Source organism: Mesorhizobium sp. M0217, from assembly GCF_040321955.1.
Lineage (GTDB): Bacteria > Pseudomonadota > Alphaproteobacteria > Rhizobiales > Rhizobiaceae > Mesorhizobium.
Map to the genome: position 1 here is coordinate 22,874 of NZ_JAMYSN010000019.1, position 12,758 is coordinate 35,631.

The 12,758-nt window shown below is 63.4% G+C and carries 15 protein-coding genes; 7 read left to right on the forward strand and 8 right to left on the reverse strand.

Annotation, left to right across the window (positions count from 1 at the left end; all coding sequences use genetic code 11):
- Position 1 precedes the first annotated feature (1 nt).
- From NKJ18_RS24450 to rpmB, 3 genes are all read right to left on the reverse strand, one after another.
- Positions 2–673, reverse strand: a complete 672-nt coding sequence (locus tag NKJ18_RS24450; RefSeq protein WP_023745803.1) for a spermidine synthase — start codon at positions 671–673, stop codon at positions 2–4.
- 3 nt (positions 674–676) lie between these two features.
- Positions 677–1,357, reverse strand: coding sequence for a queuosine precursor transporter (locus NKJ18_RS24455; RefSeq protein ID WP_352760048.1), 681 nt, complete (start codon positions 1,355–1,357; stop codon positions 677–679).
- A gap of 162 nt (positions 1,358–1,519) precedes the next feature.
- A complete protein-coding gene (gene rpmB, locus NKJ18_RS24460) occupies positions 1,520–1,816 on the reverse strand; it encodes a 50S ribosomal protein L28 (protein WP_023670682.1) in 297 nt (98 codons plus the stop codon).
- A gap of 260 nt (positions 1,817–2,076) precedes the next feature.
- On the opposite strand from rpmB, the gene NKJ18_RS24465 reads away from it, so the two are divergent.
- Genes NKJ18_RS24465 through NKJ18_RS24475 form a run of 3 tightly spaced genes read left to right on the forward strand, consistent with a single transcriptional unit; the run spans position 2,077 to position 4,480 of the window.
- Entirely contained in the window at positions 2,077–2,877 is an 801-nt protein-coding gene (locus NKJ18_RS24465; RefSeq protein ID WP_023670683.1) for a DUF3108 domain-containing protein, read from the forward strand.
- A gap of 44 nt (positions 2,878–2,921) precedes the next feature.
- The gene (yddG, locus tag NKJ18_RS24470) at positions 2,922–3,809 is read left to right on the forward strand and encodes an aromatic amino acid exporter YddG (protein ID WP_023670684.1); all 888 of its coding nucleotides are present in this window, start codon (positions 2,922–2,924) and stop codon (positions 3,807–3,809) included.
- Complete coding sequence (locus tag NKJ18_RS24475; protein ID WP_023699113.1) at positions 3,806–4,480, forward strand: lysoplasmalogenase family protein; 675 nt, start codon at positions 3,806–3,808, stop codon at positions 4,478–4,480. Before yddG ends, NKJ18_RS24475 begins: the two co-directional genes overlap by 4 nt.
- Here NKJ18_RS24475 and NKJ18_RS24480 read toward each other — a convergent pair.
- Both NKJ18_RS24480 and gloB read right to left on the reverse strand, forming a co-directional pair.
- Positions 4,477–4,908 carry a cupin domain-containing protein gene (locus tag NKJ18_RS24480; RefSeq protein WP_023828397.1) on the reverse strand — a complete coding sequence of 144 codons (432 nt, stop codon included), beginning with the start codon at positions 4,906–4,908 and terminating at the stop codon, positions 4,477–4,479. The two genes, NKJ18_RS24475 and NKJ18_RS24480, sit on opposite strands and share 4 nt — an antisense overlap.
- 20 nt (positions 4,909–4,928) lie before the next feature.
- Positions 4,929–5,696, reverse strand: a complete 768-nt coding sequence (gene gloB, locus NKJ18_RS24485) for a hydroxyacylglutathione hydrolase (protein ID WP_023701385.1) — start codon at positions 5,694–5,696, stop codon at positions 4,929–4,931.
- Positions 5,697–5,813: 117 nt separating this feature from the next.
- Between gloB and NKJ18_RS24490 the strand changes: the two genes are divergently transcribed.
- The 3 genes from NKJ18_RS24490 (at position 5,814) to NKJ18_RS24500 (ending at position 9,406) form a co-directional block, all read left to right on the forward strand.
- Entirely contained in the window at positions 5,814–6,596 is a 783-nt protein-coding gene (locus NKJ18_RS24490; protein ID WP_023670688.1) for a class I SAM-dependent methyltransferase, read from the forward strand.
- Positions 6,597–6,732: 136 nt separating this feature from the next.
- The gene (locus NKJ18_RS24495; protein ID WP_352760053.1) at positions 6,733–8,553 is read left to right on the forward strand and encodes an ABC transporter ATP-binding protein/permease; all 1,821 of its coding nucleotides are present in this window, start codon (positions 6,733–6,735) and stop codon (positions 8,551–8,553) included.
- 64 nt (positions 8,554–8,617) lie between these two features.
- Positions 8,618–9,406: a DUF1194 domain-containing protein gene (locus tag NKJ18_RS24500; protein ID WP_023714977.1), complete on the forward strand. Its 789-nt coding sequence runs from the start codon at positions 8,618–8,620 to the stop codon at positions 9,404–9,406.
- 51 nt (positions 9,407–9,457) lie between these two features.
- On the opposite strand, the gene NKJ18_RS24505 is transcribed toward NKJ18_RS24500, so the two are convergent.
- Positions 9,458–10,393, reverse strand: coding sequence for a glycosyltransferase family 2 protein (locus NKJ18_RS24505; protein WP_023673297.1), 936 nt, complete (start codon positions 10,391–10,393; stop codon positions 9,458–9,460).
- 247 nt (positions 10,394–10,640) lie between these two features.
- Here NKJ18_RS24505 and NKJ18_RS24510 point away from each other — a divergent pair, with 247 nt between their 5' ends.
- Positions 10,641–10,961 carry a DUF1330 domain-containing protein gene (locus NKJ18_RS24510; protein ID WP_023694041.1) on the forward strand — a complete coding sequence of 107 codons (321 nt, stop codon included), beginning with the start codon at positions 10,641–10,643 and terminating at the stop codon, positions 10,959–10,961.
- Positions 10,962–10,968: 7 nt separating this feature from the next.
- Here NKJ18_RS24510 and metW read toward each other — a convergent pair whose 3' ends face one another.
- Together metW and metX are read right to left on the reverse strand one after the other, a co-directional pair.
- Positions 10,969–11,583: a methionine biosynthesis protein MetW gene (gene metW / locus NKJ18_RS24515; RefSeq protein ID WP_023673299.1), complete on the reverse strand. Its 615-nt coding sequence runs from the start codon at positions 11,581–11,583 to the stop codon at positions 10,969–10,971.
- Positions 11,580–12,749: a homoserine O-acetyltransferase MetX gene (metX, locus tag NKJ18_RS24520; protein ID WP_023685352.1), complete on the reverse strand. Its 1,170-nt coding sequence runs from the start codon at positions 12,747–12,749 to the stop codon at positions 11,580–11,582. Before metX ends, metW begins: the two co-directional genes overlap by 4 nt.
- Positions 12,750–12,758 lie beyond the last annotated feature (9 nt).

Consider the following 12,758-nt stretch of genomic DNA (forward strand, 5'->3'; position numbering starts at 1 on the left):
CCTAAGGCTTGGTGGCGATCCAGATGACGTGGCGCGCGCCGCGCTTGCCATTCGCGCGCGTCTTCACCTCGTCCACGACAAAGCCCGCCTGCTTGAGCCTACGTGTGAAGCCGGCATCGGGGCCTTGCGACCAAACAGCCAGCACGCCTCCGGGCCTGAGCGCTGTACGCGCCGCGCCGAGGCCGGCAGCGCCATAGAGGGCGTCGTTGCCCTTGTAGACGATGCCTTCGGGGCCATTGTCGACATCGAGCAGGATGGCGTCCCAGGCTGCCTTGTCGGATCTTATGATGTGCCCGACGTCGGCTTCGCGAACCGTCACACGGGGATCGTCGAGACAGCCGGCGAAGACCGCCTCCATGGGGCCGCGCGCCCAGGCGATGACGGCGGGGACAAGCTCGGCAACCGTGATGCCTGCGTCGGCGCCCAATTGGGCAAGCGCAGCGCGCAGCGTAAAACCCATGCCGAGGCCGCCGATCAGGATTTTCGGTTGGGCGCTGCCGCCGATCTTTTCACAGGAGAGCTTGGCCAGCGCTTCCTCGGAGCCGCTGAGGCGGCTGTTCATCAGCTCATTGGTGCCGAGCATGATCGAGAATTCGCTGCCGCGCTGCTTGAGGCGCAGTTCCTGTCCGCCGTCAGGCGTTTTGGCCGAGCCGAGCTGGACCCAAGGGATCACGGCCTAGACAGCCACGGTCGGCTGGCTCCAGTGGGCGGCGAGCAGCCGGTAGGGGATCAGGGCCACAACAGCGATGATCAGCTTCACCGAAAGGTCGCCCAGCGCCCAGGAGACCCAGCGCATGGTCTCGACCGGCAGCACGCCCATCAGCGGCGCCGTCTCCAGCGCAAAACTGTCGTTCGGGCCGGCAAAAGCGAAGGCGGTCGAAAAGGCGATGCTGAAGAACACCAGGGTGTCGAACACCGAGCCGACCAGCGTGCCGACGATCGGCGCGCGCCACCAGCTCTGCCGGCGCAACCGGTTGAAGACGGTGACGTCGAGCAATTGCGCGCAAAGGAAGGCCGCGCCGGAAGCTGCGGCGATGCGCACCAGCCGGTCGGCTGATGTCTCGAACTCGATCAGGCCGTGGCGAAACAGGAAGGGCGGGACGAGGATCGAGCAGACCACAGCGATCATGAAGCCGACAAGGACGATGCGGCGCGCCACGGTCGGCCCGTAGCGGCGGTTGGCAAGGTCGGTGACCAGGAAGGAGAAGGGATAGGTGAAGGCGCCCCAGGTCAGGATGTCGCCCAGCGACAGACCGCCGGCCTGGCCCTGCATCGGGAACTGCACGAGGATGTTCGATGCCACGACGACAAGCGCCATGGCGGCCACAAAGGGCAGATATCGCGAGAAGGAAGTCATTTTTTTATCCTGGGTAATGGAACCAGCCAGGCGCTAGCCGAAGTTCGGGTCGCGCTGCCTTGCAAGTTTTGAGCATCGGATTGCTCCGATGCTGCTGCCTTAGAAGTTTTGAGCATCGGATTGCTCCGATGCTCAGGGCGGTCGTCCCCCGCCTTGATATCGTTAAGCGGCGGGCTGGTCGGCCAGCTTCTTGGCGATCTGCTTCTTCAACAGGCGCGCGCGCTGCGACAATTCCTTGGCGTCGGCCTTGGCCAGGAAGGCGTCGAGGCCGCCGCGATGCTCGACCGAACGCAGCGCGTTGGCCGAAATGCGCAGGCGCACATTCTGGTTCAGCGCTTCCGAAATCAGCGTCACATTGACGAGGTTCGGCAGGAAGCGGCGCTTGGTCTTGTTGTTGGCGTGGCTCACATTGTTGCCGGTCTGGACTGCCTTGGCAGTGAGTTCGCAGGTGCGGGACATGGTTCTAACCTTCAGTTCTGTCTAGCCTGCCAAACCTTGTTCGCCCGCGCCGGGTGGCGCGCGGTTTCAGTCAGGCGGCCTTATGGAAAAGTTGGCGTTCCATAGTTGCATTTCGCCAATGCGTCAAGCTCCGGCTTACCCACGACTGTGACGAGCGTTTCACATAAAGGCCGGAATTCAGCCTATAAGCGGTCGGACAGGGACATCTCAAGCCGGAGTCGCCCGCCTCCGGTTAAAAAAAATCAAGGACCGAGCCCGCCATGCTTCGCCCGTCACATGCCGTTGTCGCCATACTTGTCGCCGCCTTGCCGACATCAACCCTTGCCGCCGCGCCCGCAGCCACCGCACAGTCCTTCAAGGGCGAATACACGGTGTCGTTCCTCGGCCTTTCCGTGGCCAAGGCGACATTTTCCAGCCACTACGAAGGCGGTAGCTATTCCATAGACGGCACCGTCTCCAGCGCGGGTCTCGCCACCTTGTTCGACGACACGAGCGGCACGATCTCGTCAAAGGGCAAGATCCTGGGCAAGCAGATGCAGCCACAGGTATTTCGCGCCGATTATAAGTCCGGCAAGAAGGCTTCCATGGTCGATATCCGCTTTGCCAATGGCGCGGTGACCGCCACCCAGGTCATTCCCGAACCGAAAAAGCGCAATCCCAAAAACTGGATACCGCTGGGCAGCAACGATCTGGCATCTGTGCTCGATCCCATGGCGGCTACCGTTATCCATGCCGACAGCCTCGACCAGGTCTGCGGGCGCAAGGTGAAATTCTATGACGGCGAGATGCGCGCCGACCTGACGCTGACCTACGCCTCGAAAGGATCGATCTCGGTCAAGGGTTACAAGGGCGACACCGTTACCTGCAAGATGAGCTTCGAGCCGGTGGCAGGCTACCGCAAGGGCCGCAAGGCGCTGAATTACCTGAAGAAGAAGAGCCAGATGATGGTGACGTTTGCACCGCTCGGCCAAACCGGCATATATGCGCCGATCCACGCCACGGTCGGGACGCAGATCGGCACCTTGACTGTCAGCGCGGGGCGGTTCGAAGCTACTGAATAGACGCGCCCACCCGAATAGAATGGGGCGAGTCGCCGGAGACGGGCATGGGGCGCGCAACACTGATCGGTTTCTCGGCGGTCGCCATGTGGGCGCTGCTGGCGTTGCTCACCGATGCGTCGGGCGCCGTGCCGCCATTCTTGCTCTCGGCCATCACCTTCACCATCGGCACCGCCGTCGGGTTGGTTGCCCGGCTGTTCATGCCGGCGACCGATAAAAGCCTGAAGATCCCACGCCAGGTCTGGGTGATCGGCATTGCCGGACTGTTCGGCTACCATTTCTTCTATTTCACCGCGCTGCGCAACGCGCCGGCGGTCGAGGCAAGCCTGATCGCCTATCTGTGGCCGCTGCTGATCGTGCTGGGATCAGCGCTGATGCCGGGCGAGAAGCTGGCCTGGAACCATGTCGTCGGCGCGCTGCTCGGGCTCGCCGGGACCGTGCTGATCGTCACCAAGGGTGGCGGCCTCGCCTTCGATGCTCGCTACACCTTCGGCTATGCGATGGCGGCCGTCTGTGCGCTGCTGTGGTCGTCCTATTCGCTGCTGTCGCGGCGCTTTCCGGCGGTGCCGACCTCGATCGTCACCTGGTTCTGCGCCGCCACGGCAGCCCTGTCCCTCATCTGCCATCTTCTGCTGGAAAAGACGGTGCTGCCCGATGGCCCCGGCCAGTGGCTGGCGGTGGTTGGTTTGGGGTTGATGCCGGTGGGTGCCGCCTTCTACGCCTGGGATATCGGCGTCAAACGAGGCAACATCCAGGTGCTCGGCGCGGCAAGCTATGCGGCGCCACTGCTGTCGACATTGGTGCTGATCGCGGCGGGCGTTGCCGAGCCGTCGCTGCGTATCCTGGCTGCCTGCGTACTGATCACCGGCGGCGCGGCGCTGGCGGCGAAATCGTTGTTCCTGCGCAAGGCGGCAACTGGCGGGGCAAGCGCATGACGATGCCGTTTGCCGGCGGCATCGACGCCAACGCAAATGCAACATTGATTTTTTCGCTGGTGGCGGCAGTGATCTACGCCTTCACCCTGGATATGCGGCCGACGCTGGCCCGCTCGGCGGCAAAGACGCTGGCCGTGGCCATGCTTGCGGCACTCGCCTTCATGCAAGGTGGGCCGCTGTTGCTCGTCGTCGCACTGCTGCTCAGCGGCGTCGGCGATGCCTTCCTGTCGCGTGACGGCGAAAAGGCCTTCCTCGGCGGGCTGGCCAGCTTCCTTGCGGCGCATGTCCTCTATGTGCCGCTCTTCCTGCTCGGCGGCGGCGGGCTGGATGTGCTCAGCACCGAGACATGGCGCGGCGCCATCGCGCTTGCCATGGCGGCCTTCGCAGTCGTCATGCTGGCGGCGCTCTGGCGCCGTGTCAGTCCCGGCCTGCGGGTGCCGATCGCCATCTATATCGCGGCCATTCTGGCGATGGGCATCTCGGCGTTGACGCTCGCCAATCCGTGGGTCATCGGCGGCGCTGTTATGTTCATGGCATCGGACGGGCTGCTTGCCGCGGAGAAATTCCTGGTTCCGGCAATAGCACCCTATCGCGCCGGCATCCGTTATGCGGTCTGGGTGCTCTACTATGCCGCCCAGCTCTGCATAACTCTTGGTTTTCTTCTGGCCTAAGGCTGCCAGCCCGGCTCGGCCATTTCAAACGCGGCGAAGTCGAAGCCCGGCGCCACGGTGCAGCCGACCAACGTCCATTCGCCGAGGCTGCGCGCCGATTGCCACCAGCCGGCCGGCACGACGATCTGCGGCCGCTCGCCCGCCGCAAGCTCAATGCCGAGCACCTGCTCGATCACCTGGTTAAGCATTGGACTACCTTCCTCGCACATCGACAGCGCCAGCGGCGCTCCGGCATGGAAGTGCCAGACCTCGGCCGCGTCCTTGACCCGGTGCCAGGCCGAAATCTGGTCCTGTTCAAGGAGGAAATAGATCGCCGTCGAATGGCCACGCGCGCCACCGGCGCCGTCGCGAAAGGTCTCGGCATACCAGCCGCCTTCCGGATGCGGCTTGAGGCCGAGCGTGGCGATGATTTCAGCGGCGCTGGTCATGGCTGATCCCGGTACGATGCTCAGAAATTGTCCTTGCGCTTGCGGATTTCCGCGAACACTTCGGCGTCCGGGGCCGCCTCCATACCGAGATGCTTGCGGATCGCCGGGTCGTGCCAGCGCAGGAACGGATTGGTCGACAATTCCTCGCCGATCGTGGTCGGCAGCGTCGCCTTGTTGTCGGCGCGCAGGGTCTCGATTTTGGCGGCGCGTTCCCTGAGCGCCGAATTGGTCGGGTCGACGGTCAACGCAAAGCGGGCGTTCGAAAGCGTATACTCATGGCCGCAATAGATGACCGTGTCCGCCGGGAGTGCGGCGAGCTTCTTCAGCGACTCATACATCACCGGCGGCTTGCATTCGAACAGCCGGCCGCAGCCGAGCGCGAACAAAGTGTCGGCGGTGAACGCCACTTTCGAGGCCGGAAAATGATAGGAGACATGGCCCGCAGTGTGGCCGGGCGTGGCGATGACATCGATCCGCTCACCGCCGAGATGGACGACCGAGCCTTGCCCGACGGTCTCGTCGATGCCGGGGATCTTTTCCTTTTCCGCCTCCGGTCCGACGATGCGCAGCTTGAAGCGCTCCTTCAGCGCCAGATTGGCCTCGACATGGTCGACATGGTGGTGGGTGGTCAGGATCATTGTCGGCTTCCAGCCGGTACGCTCGATAGCGGCAATGATCGGCGCTTCTTCGGGTGCGTCGATAATGGCGGTCTCGCCGCTTTTCGGGTCATGCACCAGCACGCCGAAATTGTCGCTGCGGCACATGAACTGTTCGATTTCGACGGGCATTGGCATCTCTCCATCTGTTGGCGCAGACATAGGGCGCTTGGCCGCTGATGTCATCTAGCTTTGCAGAACGTGCCGGCTTTGTTGAACTTGGGCGGCATCGCAGCTACCGTCCCGCGCATGCATTCCGATATCGTCGATCTCCGCTCCTTCTATTCGACCACGCTCGGCCGCCTGGCTGAACGCTCGATCACCATGGCGCTGTCCTCAATATGGGCAACAGTGCCCAATGAGCGGCTGGTCGGGCTCGGCTATACCTTGCCGTGGCTGGAGCGGTTCGGCACCGATGCCGAGCGGGTGTTTGCCTTCATGCCTGCTACGCAAGGCGCCGTCGTCTGGCCGGCGAACGGGCCGACGGCTACGGCGCTGGTCTTCGACGAGGAATTGCCGCTGGTCGATTCCTGCATCGACCGCATGCTGCTCGTGCATTCGCTCGAACATGTCGAAAACCCGCGCGAGACGCTGAACGAGATCTGGCGGGTGCTGTCGCCGGCAGGGCGCGTCGTCATCGTCGTGCCCAACCGGCGCGGTGTCTGGGCGCGGTTCGAGCACACGCCGTTCGGCAATGGCCGGCCGTTCTCGCGCGGCCAGCTGACAGAATTGCTGCGCGAGGCGAATTTCACACCGGCTTCCTGGTCCGACGCGCTGTTCTTCCCGCCATCGCCGCGGCGCTTCATGATGCGGTTCCACAATGTGCTGGAGCGCGCCGGCCGGCGGTTCTGGCCGATCTTTTCCGGCGTCATCGTGGTCGAGGCGCAGAAGCGGCTCTATCAGGGCGTGCCGGTCGCGCAGCGCGCCTCGCGCCGTGTCTTCGTGCCGGTACTGTCACCGCACGGTGCGACGCGGCTTGGCCGCCGGGCGGAAGGGGTGACATCGACGACGCGTCAGGTGACACCTTCGTGATCATCATGAAAACTGGTGTTGCGTGGGTTTTTCCCACCTATCTGTCGCAGATGCATTCGCGGTCCGTTTGAGCGGCGGATGCCTTCAAGTCTCTCCATCTGGTTCAGCAACGCTTCTGAACGCAAGGACCTCGTGCATGGCTGATCAACCGGACAAGTCCGCCACCGCTCAGCCGGCAACCGTCGAAGCCAGCAGCCTGCGCGATCAGGTGGCGACGATCAAACGGGCGCTGGTAGGCTCACCGGTGCGCAAGTGGCTGGTCTGGACGTCGGTCGGCATTATGGCGGTCATCGTCGCCACGTCGATCGGCCAGGTTCTGCTCAACCGCTGGAACCAGCCTTTCTACGATGCGCTGGCGCGTCGCGACATGGCGGCCTTCCTGCATCAGCTGATGATCTTTGCCGTGATTGCCGGCACGCTGCTCCTGCTCAACATCGCTCAGACCTGGCTCAACCAGATGATCCGGCTGAAGCTGCGCGAGGCGCTGACGCTCGACCTGATCGACCAATGGATGCGGCCGGCGCGGGCCTTCCGGCTCGCCAATGCCGGCGCCATCGGCGTCAATCCCGACCAGCGCATGCAGCAGGATGCCGCGCATCTGTCCGATCTGTCGACGGACCTCGGCGTCGGCCTGCTGCAATCCTTCATCCTGCTGGTGTCGTTCGTCGGCGTGCTTTGGCAACTCTCGTCGGGCTTCGTCTTCCACATCAACGGCTGGTCGCTGGCGATACCGGGCTACATGGTCTGGGCCGCGTTCCTCTATGCCGGCATCGCCTCCTGGCTGAGCTGGCTGGTCGGGCGGCCGCTGATCCGCCTCAACAGCGACCGCTACACCCGCGAGGCCGAGCTGCGTTCCGGGATGGTGCGCGTCAACGAGAATGTCGACGCCATCGCGCTCTATCACGGCGAAGCCGATGCCAAGAGACGGCTCGAAATCGACCTTGGCACGGTGCTGGGCGCGATGCGAAACATCTACAAAGCGCAGATCAACCTTTCCTGGGTGACCGATACCTATGGCTGGATCACCGTGGTGGCGCCGATCCTTGTGGCATCGCCGGTCTATTTTTCAGGCGATATCAGCTTTGGCGGGTTGATGATGGCGGTCGGCGCCTTCAACCAGGTGCACTCGTCGCTGCGCTGGTTCATCAACAATATCGGCGGCATCGCCGACTGGCGCGCCACGCTGATGCGCGTTGCCGACTTCCGCATTGCGCTCGATGAAACCGATGTGTTGCACGACAAGGAAAAGCGCATCGAATTCGGCGATAACGCCAATGGCAGCCTGACCTTCGAGAAGCTCCAAGTGGCCTCGCCGGAGGGCCGCACCAAACTTTCAGACAGCCATGTCGAGATCCATCCCGGTGAGCGCGTCATGATCACCGGCGACCCAGGCGCCGGCAAGACATTGTTCTTCCGCGCCATTGCCGGCCTTTGGCCCTGGGGCAGCGGGCGGATCGGCTTGCCGGCCGGAGAAACGCCGATTTTCGTGCCGCGTGTTCCGTATTTTCCTGCCGGCACGTTACGCGAAGTGCTGCATCCGAATGGCTCGGCGCCGGCTGGCGATGCTGATTTTGGGGCGGTGCTGGCCGAGGTCGGCCTCGAGCGGCTGTCATCCTTGCTCGACCGTTCCGCACGCTGGGAGCGGGAACTCAACGATGACGAACAGCGGTCGCTGGCCTTCGCCAGGCTGGCCTTGCGGCAGCCGAAATGGGTGATCATCGACGAAGCGATGGACGCGTTCGATGGTCCTTCGCTGCGAAGGGTACTGTCCATGCTGGAGAAACGCCTGCCGGAAACCGCGATCCTCAACATCGGGCGCGGACTGCACAATGGTCATTTCTTTCCACGCGCATTGAACATCGTGAAGGATACGGGTGCTGCGCCATTGAAACCCGCCCGAGTCAGGACCGGCGCCATCGACCCGCCGCCGAAAGCGGCCGTGCGGCGAAAGAAGTAGAAGGGGCTTTATTTCGCCGCGATCGCGGCGAAGATTCACGGGTCGAAACATCCGTGGTGCGGCCATGCTCGATGCGCTCAGCCTGCTTGCCTGCCTTGCCTGCACCACGCCCGTGGCTGCCCCGGCCGTTGCCGTGGATGTCGAACTGGTGCTGGCCGTCGACATATCACAGTCGATGGACGAGAGGGAGTTCGCGCTGCAGCGCGCTGGCTATGTCGAGGCGCTCAGGCATCCCGATTTCATCAAGGCCGTGCGCTCGGGAACCACCGGGCGCATCGCGCTTGCCTATTTCGAATGGGCGGGCGTCGTGCGCGAGGATGGCGTCATCGCCTGGCAGGTGATCGACAGCGCAGAGAGCGCCAACGCCTTCGCCGACAGAATAGAAGCGCGGCCGTTCCGCAGCTTTCGCGGCACCTCGATTTCCGGTGCGCTTGCCTTCGGCGCCGGGCTGTTCGAGGGCACGGGGTTCGATGCGCCACGCAGCGTCATCGACATTTCCGGCGACGGTCCCAACAACACCGGGCTGCCCGTCGCCACGACACGCGATGCGGCGGTGGCCAAGGGCATCGTCATCAACGGCCTGCCGATCCTGATCAGCCCGTCGCCGACGTTCAGCCATCTCGACCAGTATTATGACGACTGCGTCACCGGTGGGCCAGGCTCCTTCGTGTTGCCGATCTATGCGGCCTCGGAATTCGCCACCGCCATACGCCGCAAGCTGATCCTGGAGGTGAGCGGCATCGCCGATGCGACCGTGGTCCCGATCGATGCCGCCGCACCCATGGACTGCCTACAGGGCGAACGCGACCGGCGGCTATATTCCGACCCATATCTGCCGGAACTCGACAAATGAGGTTTGAGGCAGTTCGGAGGGGAAAGCCGCTGCGCGGCTTGTCGGCAAACTTCAGGCCGGCCGTGCACCGTATTTGTCGCGAAATTCGGCATAGAGATCGCGGCGCCAGCGCCGGCCGCCGACATAGCCACGCAACAGCTGCGGCAGCGAATAGCCAAGCGCCTTCGACGACCGGTTGGCCATATAGCCGGAGAACGCCTGCGAAACCCTGCCCTTGAGTGCATCGGCGATGAGCTGCCGGGCGATCATGTAAGGCGGAATGTAGGGGTAGCGGTCGGCGATATAGGGGTGCTTGTCGATCAAGCTCGCATAGGCTTCGACATAGCCGTCCCGGCGACCGGAGATCGAATTCTCCGAGTTGTACTTTTTCCAGTCGATCACTTCGGACAGCTGCGCGCCGCTGCGACGGGCAAAGCGCAGCAACAATTCGCGATCCTGCATGCGCGTGACGTCACTGTCGTAGCCGCCGATGGCCAGCAGCGACTCGCGCCGGGCGGTGATTGCCGACCCGGCAATGAAGATGGTCTGCGCGACAAGGGCCCGCTCCAGCGAGTCGCGGCTCAGCAGCGCCTCGCGGTTGACGCAGTTGGTGCGGCGATTGCCCTTCAGCGACACGAAGGAACTGATCAGCACTTCGAGTGAGGGATTGTTGTCGAACTGCTCCAGCGTCCGCGCCAGGCGATCCGGCAAATAGACGTCGTCGGAATCGAGGAATGTCACCACCGGCGCCTGCGCCCGCTCGATGCCGGCATTGCGGGCGGCATTGGCGCCGCGCCATTTCGAGCCAACATAGATCAGCCGTGGATCGCGGATTTCGGCAAGTGCGGCTGCCGTACCGTCGGTCGAGCCGTCATCGACGACAATGTGTTCGAACCGGGGAAAATTCTGCGCCAGCACGCTCTCCACGGCGCGCACCACCTTGCTGCGGCGATTGTGCGTCGGTGTGATCACCGAGATCAGCGGAGCGAGGTCGGTTGCCTTGGACATGTTGCTTCGATTGTGCCCCGAAATGCCTGGAGGCCGGAGGTTTTGATGGTCGCCGTCCAAGCCTTACCCCGGGATGGCATTCGATTCGACGCTACAAAAAACCAGCGGCAATGTCATCACAAACTGTTGAGCCAGGACGCCGTAAGCCGGCCGATTACCCCAGACGTAATCGACCGATGGCCATCATGTCTGCAGATTGCGCCAACGAAGCCGGTCGTCGGGCTTCGATCTCACAGGGAGTTCAGCCGTGGCCGCCTACGCCGTCGCCCATATGCGTCAAGTCACAATGGGCCCGCAGATTGTCGAGTATCTGCAGAGGATCGACGCCACATTGGAGCCGTTCGGCGGCCGCTTCCTTGTCCACGGCGGCGACATGGACGTGGTCGAAAACGAATGGCCCGGGCATCTGATCGTCATCGAGTTTCCGGACAGGGCGCATGCGTGGGGCTGGTACGATTCATCAGCCTATCGGGAGATTCTGGCCTTGCGCACCGACAACTCCCACGCCGATGTGATCATCGCCGATGGCGTTCAGCACCCGCACAAGGCGACGGACGTGCTGGAATAGGGGCAAACTACCGCTTCAGCAAGAACACCGCTTGCTGGCCGAAGAAATTCCAGAACCACCATGGCATCGACAGTCCGATCTTCTGGCCGTTGCCGTCGAGCGCGGTGGCTTTCTCGACCGAAGCGCCGAGTTCCTCGACCAGATTGACGAAGTCGCGGATGGTGCAGAAATGGATGTTGGGCGTGTCGTACCAGGAATAGGGCAGGTCCGCGGTCACCGGCATCCGGCCATTGACGAACAGCGACAGCCGCACCCGCCAGTGGCCGAAATTGGGGAAGGAGACGATGGCGCGGTTGCCGATTCGCAGCAGCTCGTCGAGCACCAGCTTCGGGTTGCGGGTCGCCTGCAGCGTCTGAGACAGGACGACGAAGTCAAAACCCTTGTCTGGATAGAATTCGAGGTCGGTATCGGCATCGCCCTGGATGACCGAGAGACCGCGCGCCACGCATTCATTGACGCCGCGCTGTGACAGCTCCAGCCCGCGGCCGTCGACCTGCTTGGTCTCCTGCAGGAGTTCGAGCAGCAGGCCGTCGCCGGAGCCGACATCGAGCACCCGCGACTGCGGCGGTATCAGGTTGGCCACGACTTCGAGGTCGACGCGCTGGCTGCCATTGACGCTCATGAGGCGAGCCCCCTTGCGCGGGCCGCCGAGCCGATGAAGCCCTTGATGGCGGCAAACAGTTCGGGTTCATCGAGCAGGAAGGCATCATGGCCGCGGTCGGTGTCGATCTCGACGAAGGAGACGGAGGCGCCGGCGGCGTTGAGCGCATGCACGATCGAGCGGCTCTCCTCGGTCGGGAACAGCCAGTCCGAGGTGAAGGACACCAGGCAGAAGCGGGTCTTGGTCCCGGCAAAGGCATCTGCCAACCGGCCGCCATGGTCGGCGGCGAGGTCGAAATAATCCATCGAACGGGTCATGTAGAGGTAGGAGTTGGCGTCGAAGCGGTCGACGAATGTCATGCCCTGGTGGCGCAGATAGCTTTCGATCTGGAAATCTGCGTCGAAACCGAAGGTCAGCGCTTCGCGGTCCTGCAGATTGCGGCCGAATTTCCGATGCAGGGCGGCTTCCGACAGATAGGTGATGTGGGCGGCCATGCGCGCCACGGCGAGCCCCTTTTCCGGGCGCTTGCCGTGCTCGAAATATTTGCCGCCATGCCAGTCCGGATCGGCCATGACGGCCTGCCGGCCGACCTCGTGGAAGGCGATGTTCTGCGAGGAATGGCGTGCGCCTGTGGCGATCGGCAGGGCCGAGAAGACGCGCTCGGAATAGCACGATGCCCATTCCAGCACCTGCATGCCGCCCATCGAGCCGCCGAGCACGCAAAACAGCTTTTCGATGCCGAAATGGTCGACCAGCATCAGTTGCGCCCGCACCATGTCGCGGATGGTGATGATTGGCAGGTCGAGGCCGTAGGGCTTGCCGGTGGCGGGATTGGTCGAGGCCGGACCCGTGGAGCCGAGGCAGCCGCCGATGACGTTGGAGCAAATGACGAAGAAGCGGTTGGTGTCGATGATCTTGCCGGGACCGATCAGCACTTCCCACCAGCCGGGCTTGCCGGTCACCGGATTGGTGCTGGCGACATGCTGGTCGCCGGTCAGCGCGTGGCAGACCAGGATGGCGTTGGTGCGGGCATCGTTGAGGGCGCCATATGTCTGGTAGGCGATCTGGAACGGCGACAAAAGCGTGCCGGCGTCGAGCTTCAGCGGCTTGTCAGGGCCAAAACGCAACACAGGGCTCGACGGGTTGTCGGCCTCGTTGTTGGTTTTTGTAGCGCGGAGCGCGGCCATGTGACTCTC

What these genes read in the sequence shown, in the direction of transcription:
- NKJ18_RS24455 (WP_352760048.1), bottom strand. Translation starts at nt 1,357, where the DNA reads ATGACTTCCTTCTCGCGATATCTGCCCTTTGTGGCCGCCATGGCGCTT.
- rpmB (WP_023670682.1), bottom strand. Translation starts at nt 1,816, where the DNA reads ATGTCCCGCACCTGCGAACTCACTGCCAAGGCAGTCCAGACCGGCAAC.
- NKJ18_RS24465 (WP_023670683.1), top strand. Translation starts at nt 2,077, where the DNA reads ATGCTTCGCCCGTCACATGCCGTTGTCGCCATACTTGTCGCCGCCTTG.
- yddG (WP_023670684.1), top strand. Translation starts at nt 2,922, where the DNA reads ATGGGGCGCGCAACACTGATCGGTTTCTCGGCGGTCGCCATGTGGGCG.
- NKJ18_RS24475 (WP_023699113.1), top strand. Translation starts at nt 3,806, where the DNA reads ATGACGATGCCGTTTGCCGGCGGCATCGACGCCAACGCAAATGCAACA.
- NKJ18_RS24480 (WP_023828397.1), bottom strand. Translation starts at nt 4,908, where the DNA reads ATGACCAGCGCCGCTGAAATCATCGCCACGCTCGGCCTCAAGCCGCAT.
- gloB (WP_023701385.1), bottom strand. Translation starts at nt 5,696, where the DNA reads ATGCCCGTCGAAATCGAACAGTTCATGTGCCGCAGCGACAATTTCGGC.
- NKJ18_RS24490 (WP_023670688.1), top strand. Translation starts at nt 5,814, where the DNA reads ATGCATTCCGATATCGTCGATCTCCGCTCCTTCTATTCGACCACGCTC.
- NKJ18_RS24495 (WP_352760053.1), top strand. Translation starts at nt 6,733, where the DNA reads ATGGCTGATCAACCGGACAAGTCCGCCACCGCTCAGCCGGCAACCGTC.
- NKJ18_RS24500 (WP_023714977.1), top strand. Translation starts at nt 8,618, where the DNA reads ATGCTCGATGCGCTCAGCCTGCTTGCCTGCCTTGCCTGCACCACGCCC.
- NKJ18_RS24505 (WP_023673297.1), bottom strand. Translation starts at nt 10,393, where the DNA reads ATGTCCAAGGCAACCGACCTCGCTCCGCTGATCTCGGTGATCACACCG.
- metW (WP_023673299.1), bottom strand. Translation starts at nt 11,583, where the DNA reads ATGAGCGTCAATGGCAGCCAGCGCGTCGACCTCGAAGTCGTGGCCAAC.
- metX (WP_023685352.1), bottom strand. Translation starts at nt 12,749, where the DNA reads ATGGCCGCGCTCCGCGCTACAAAAACCAACAACGAGGCCGACAACCCG.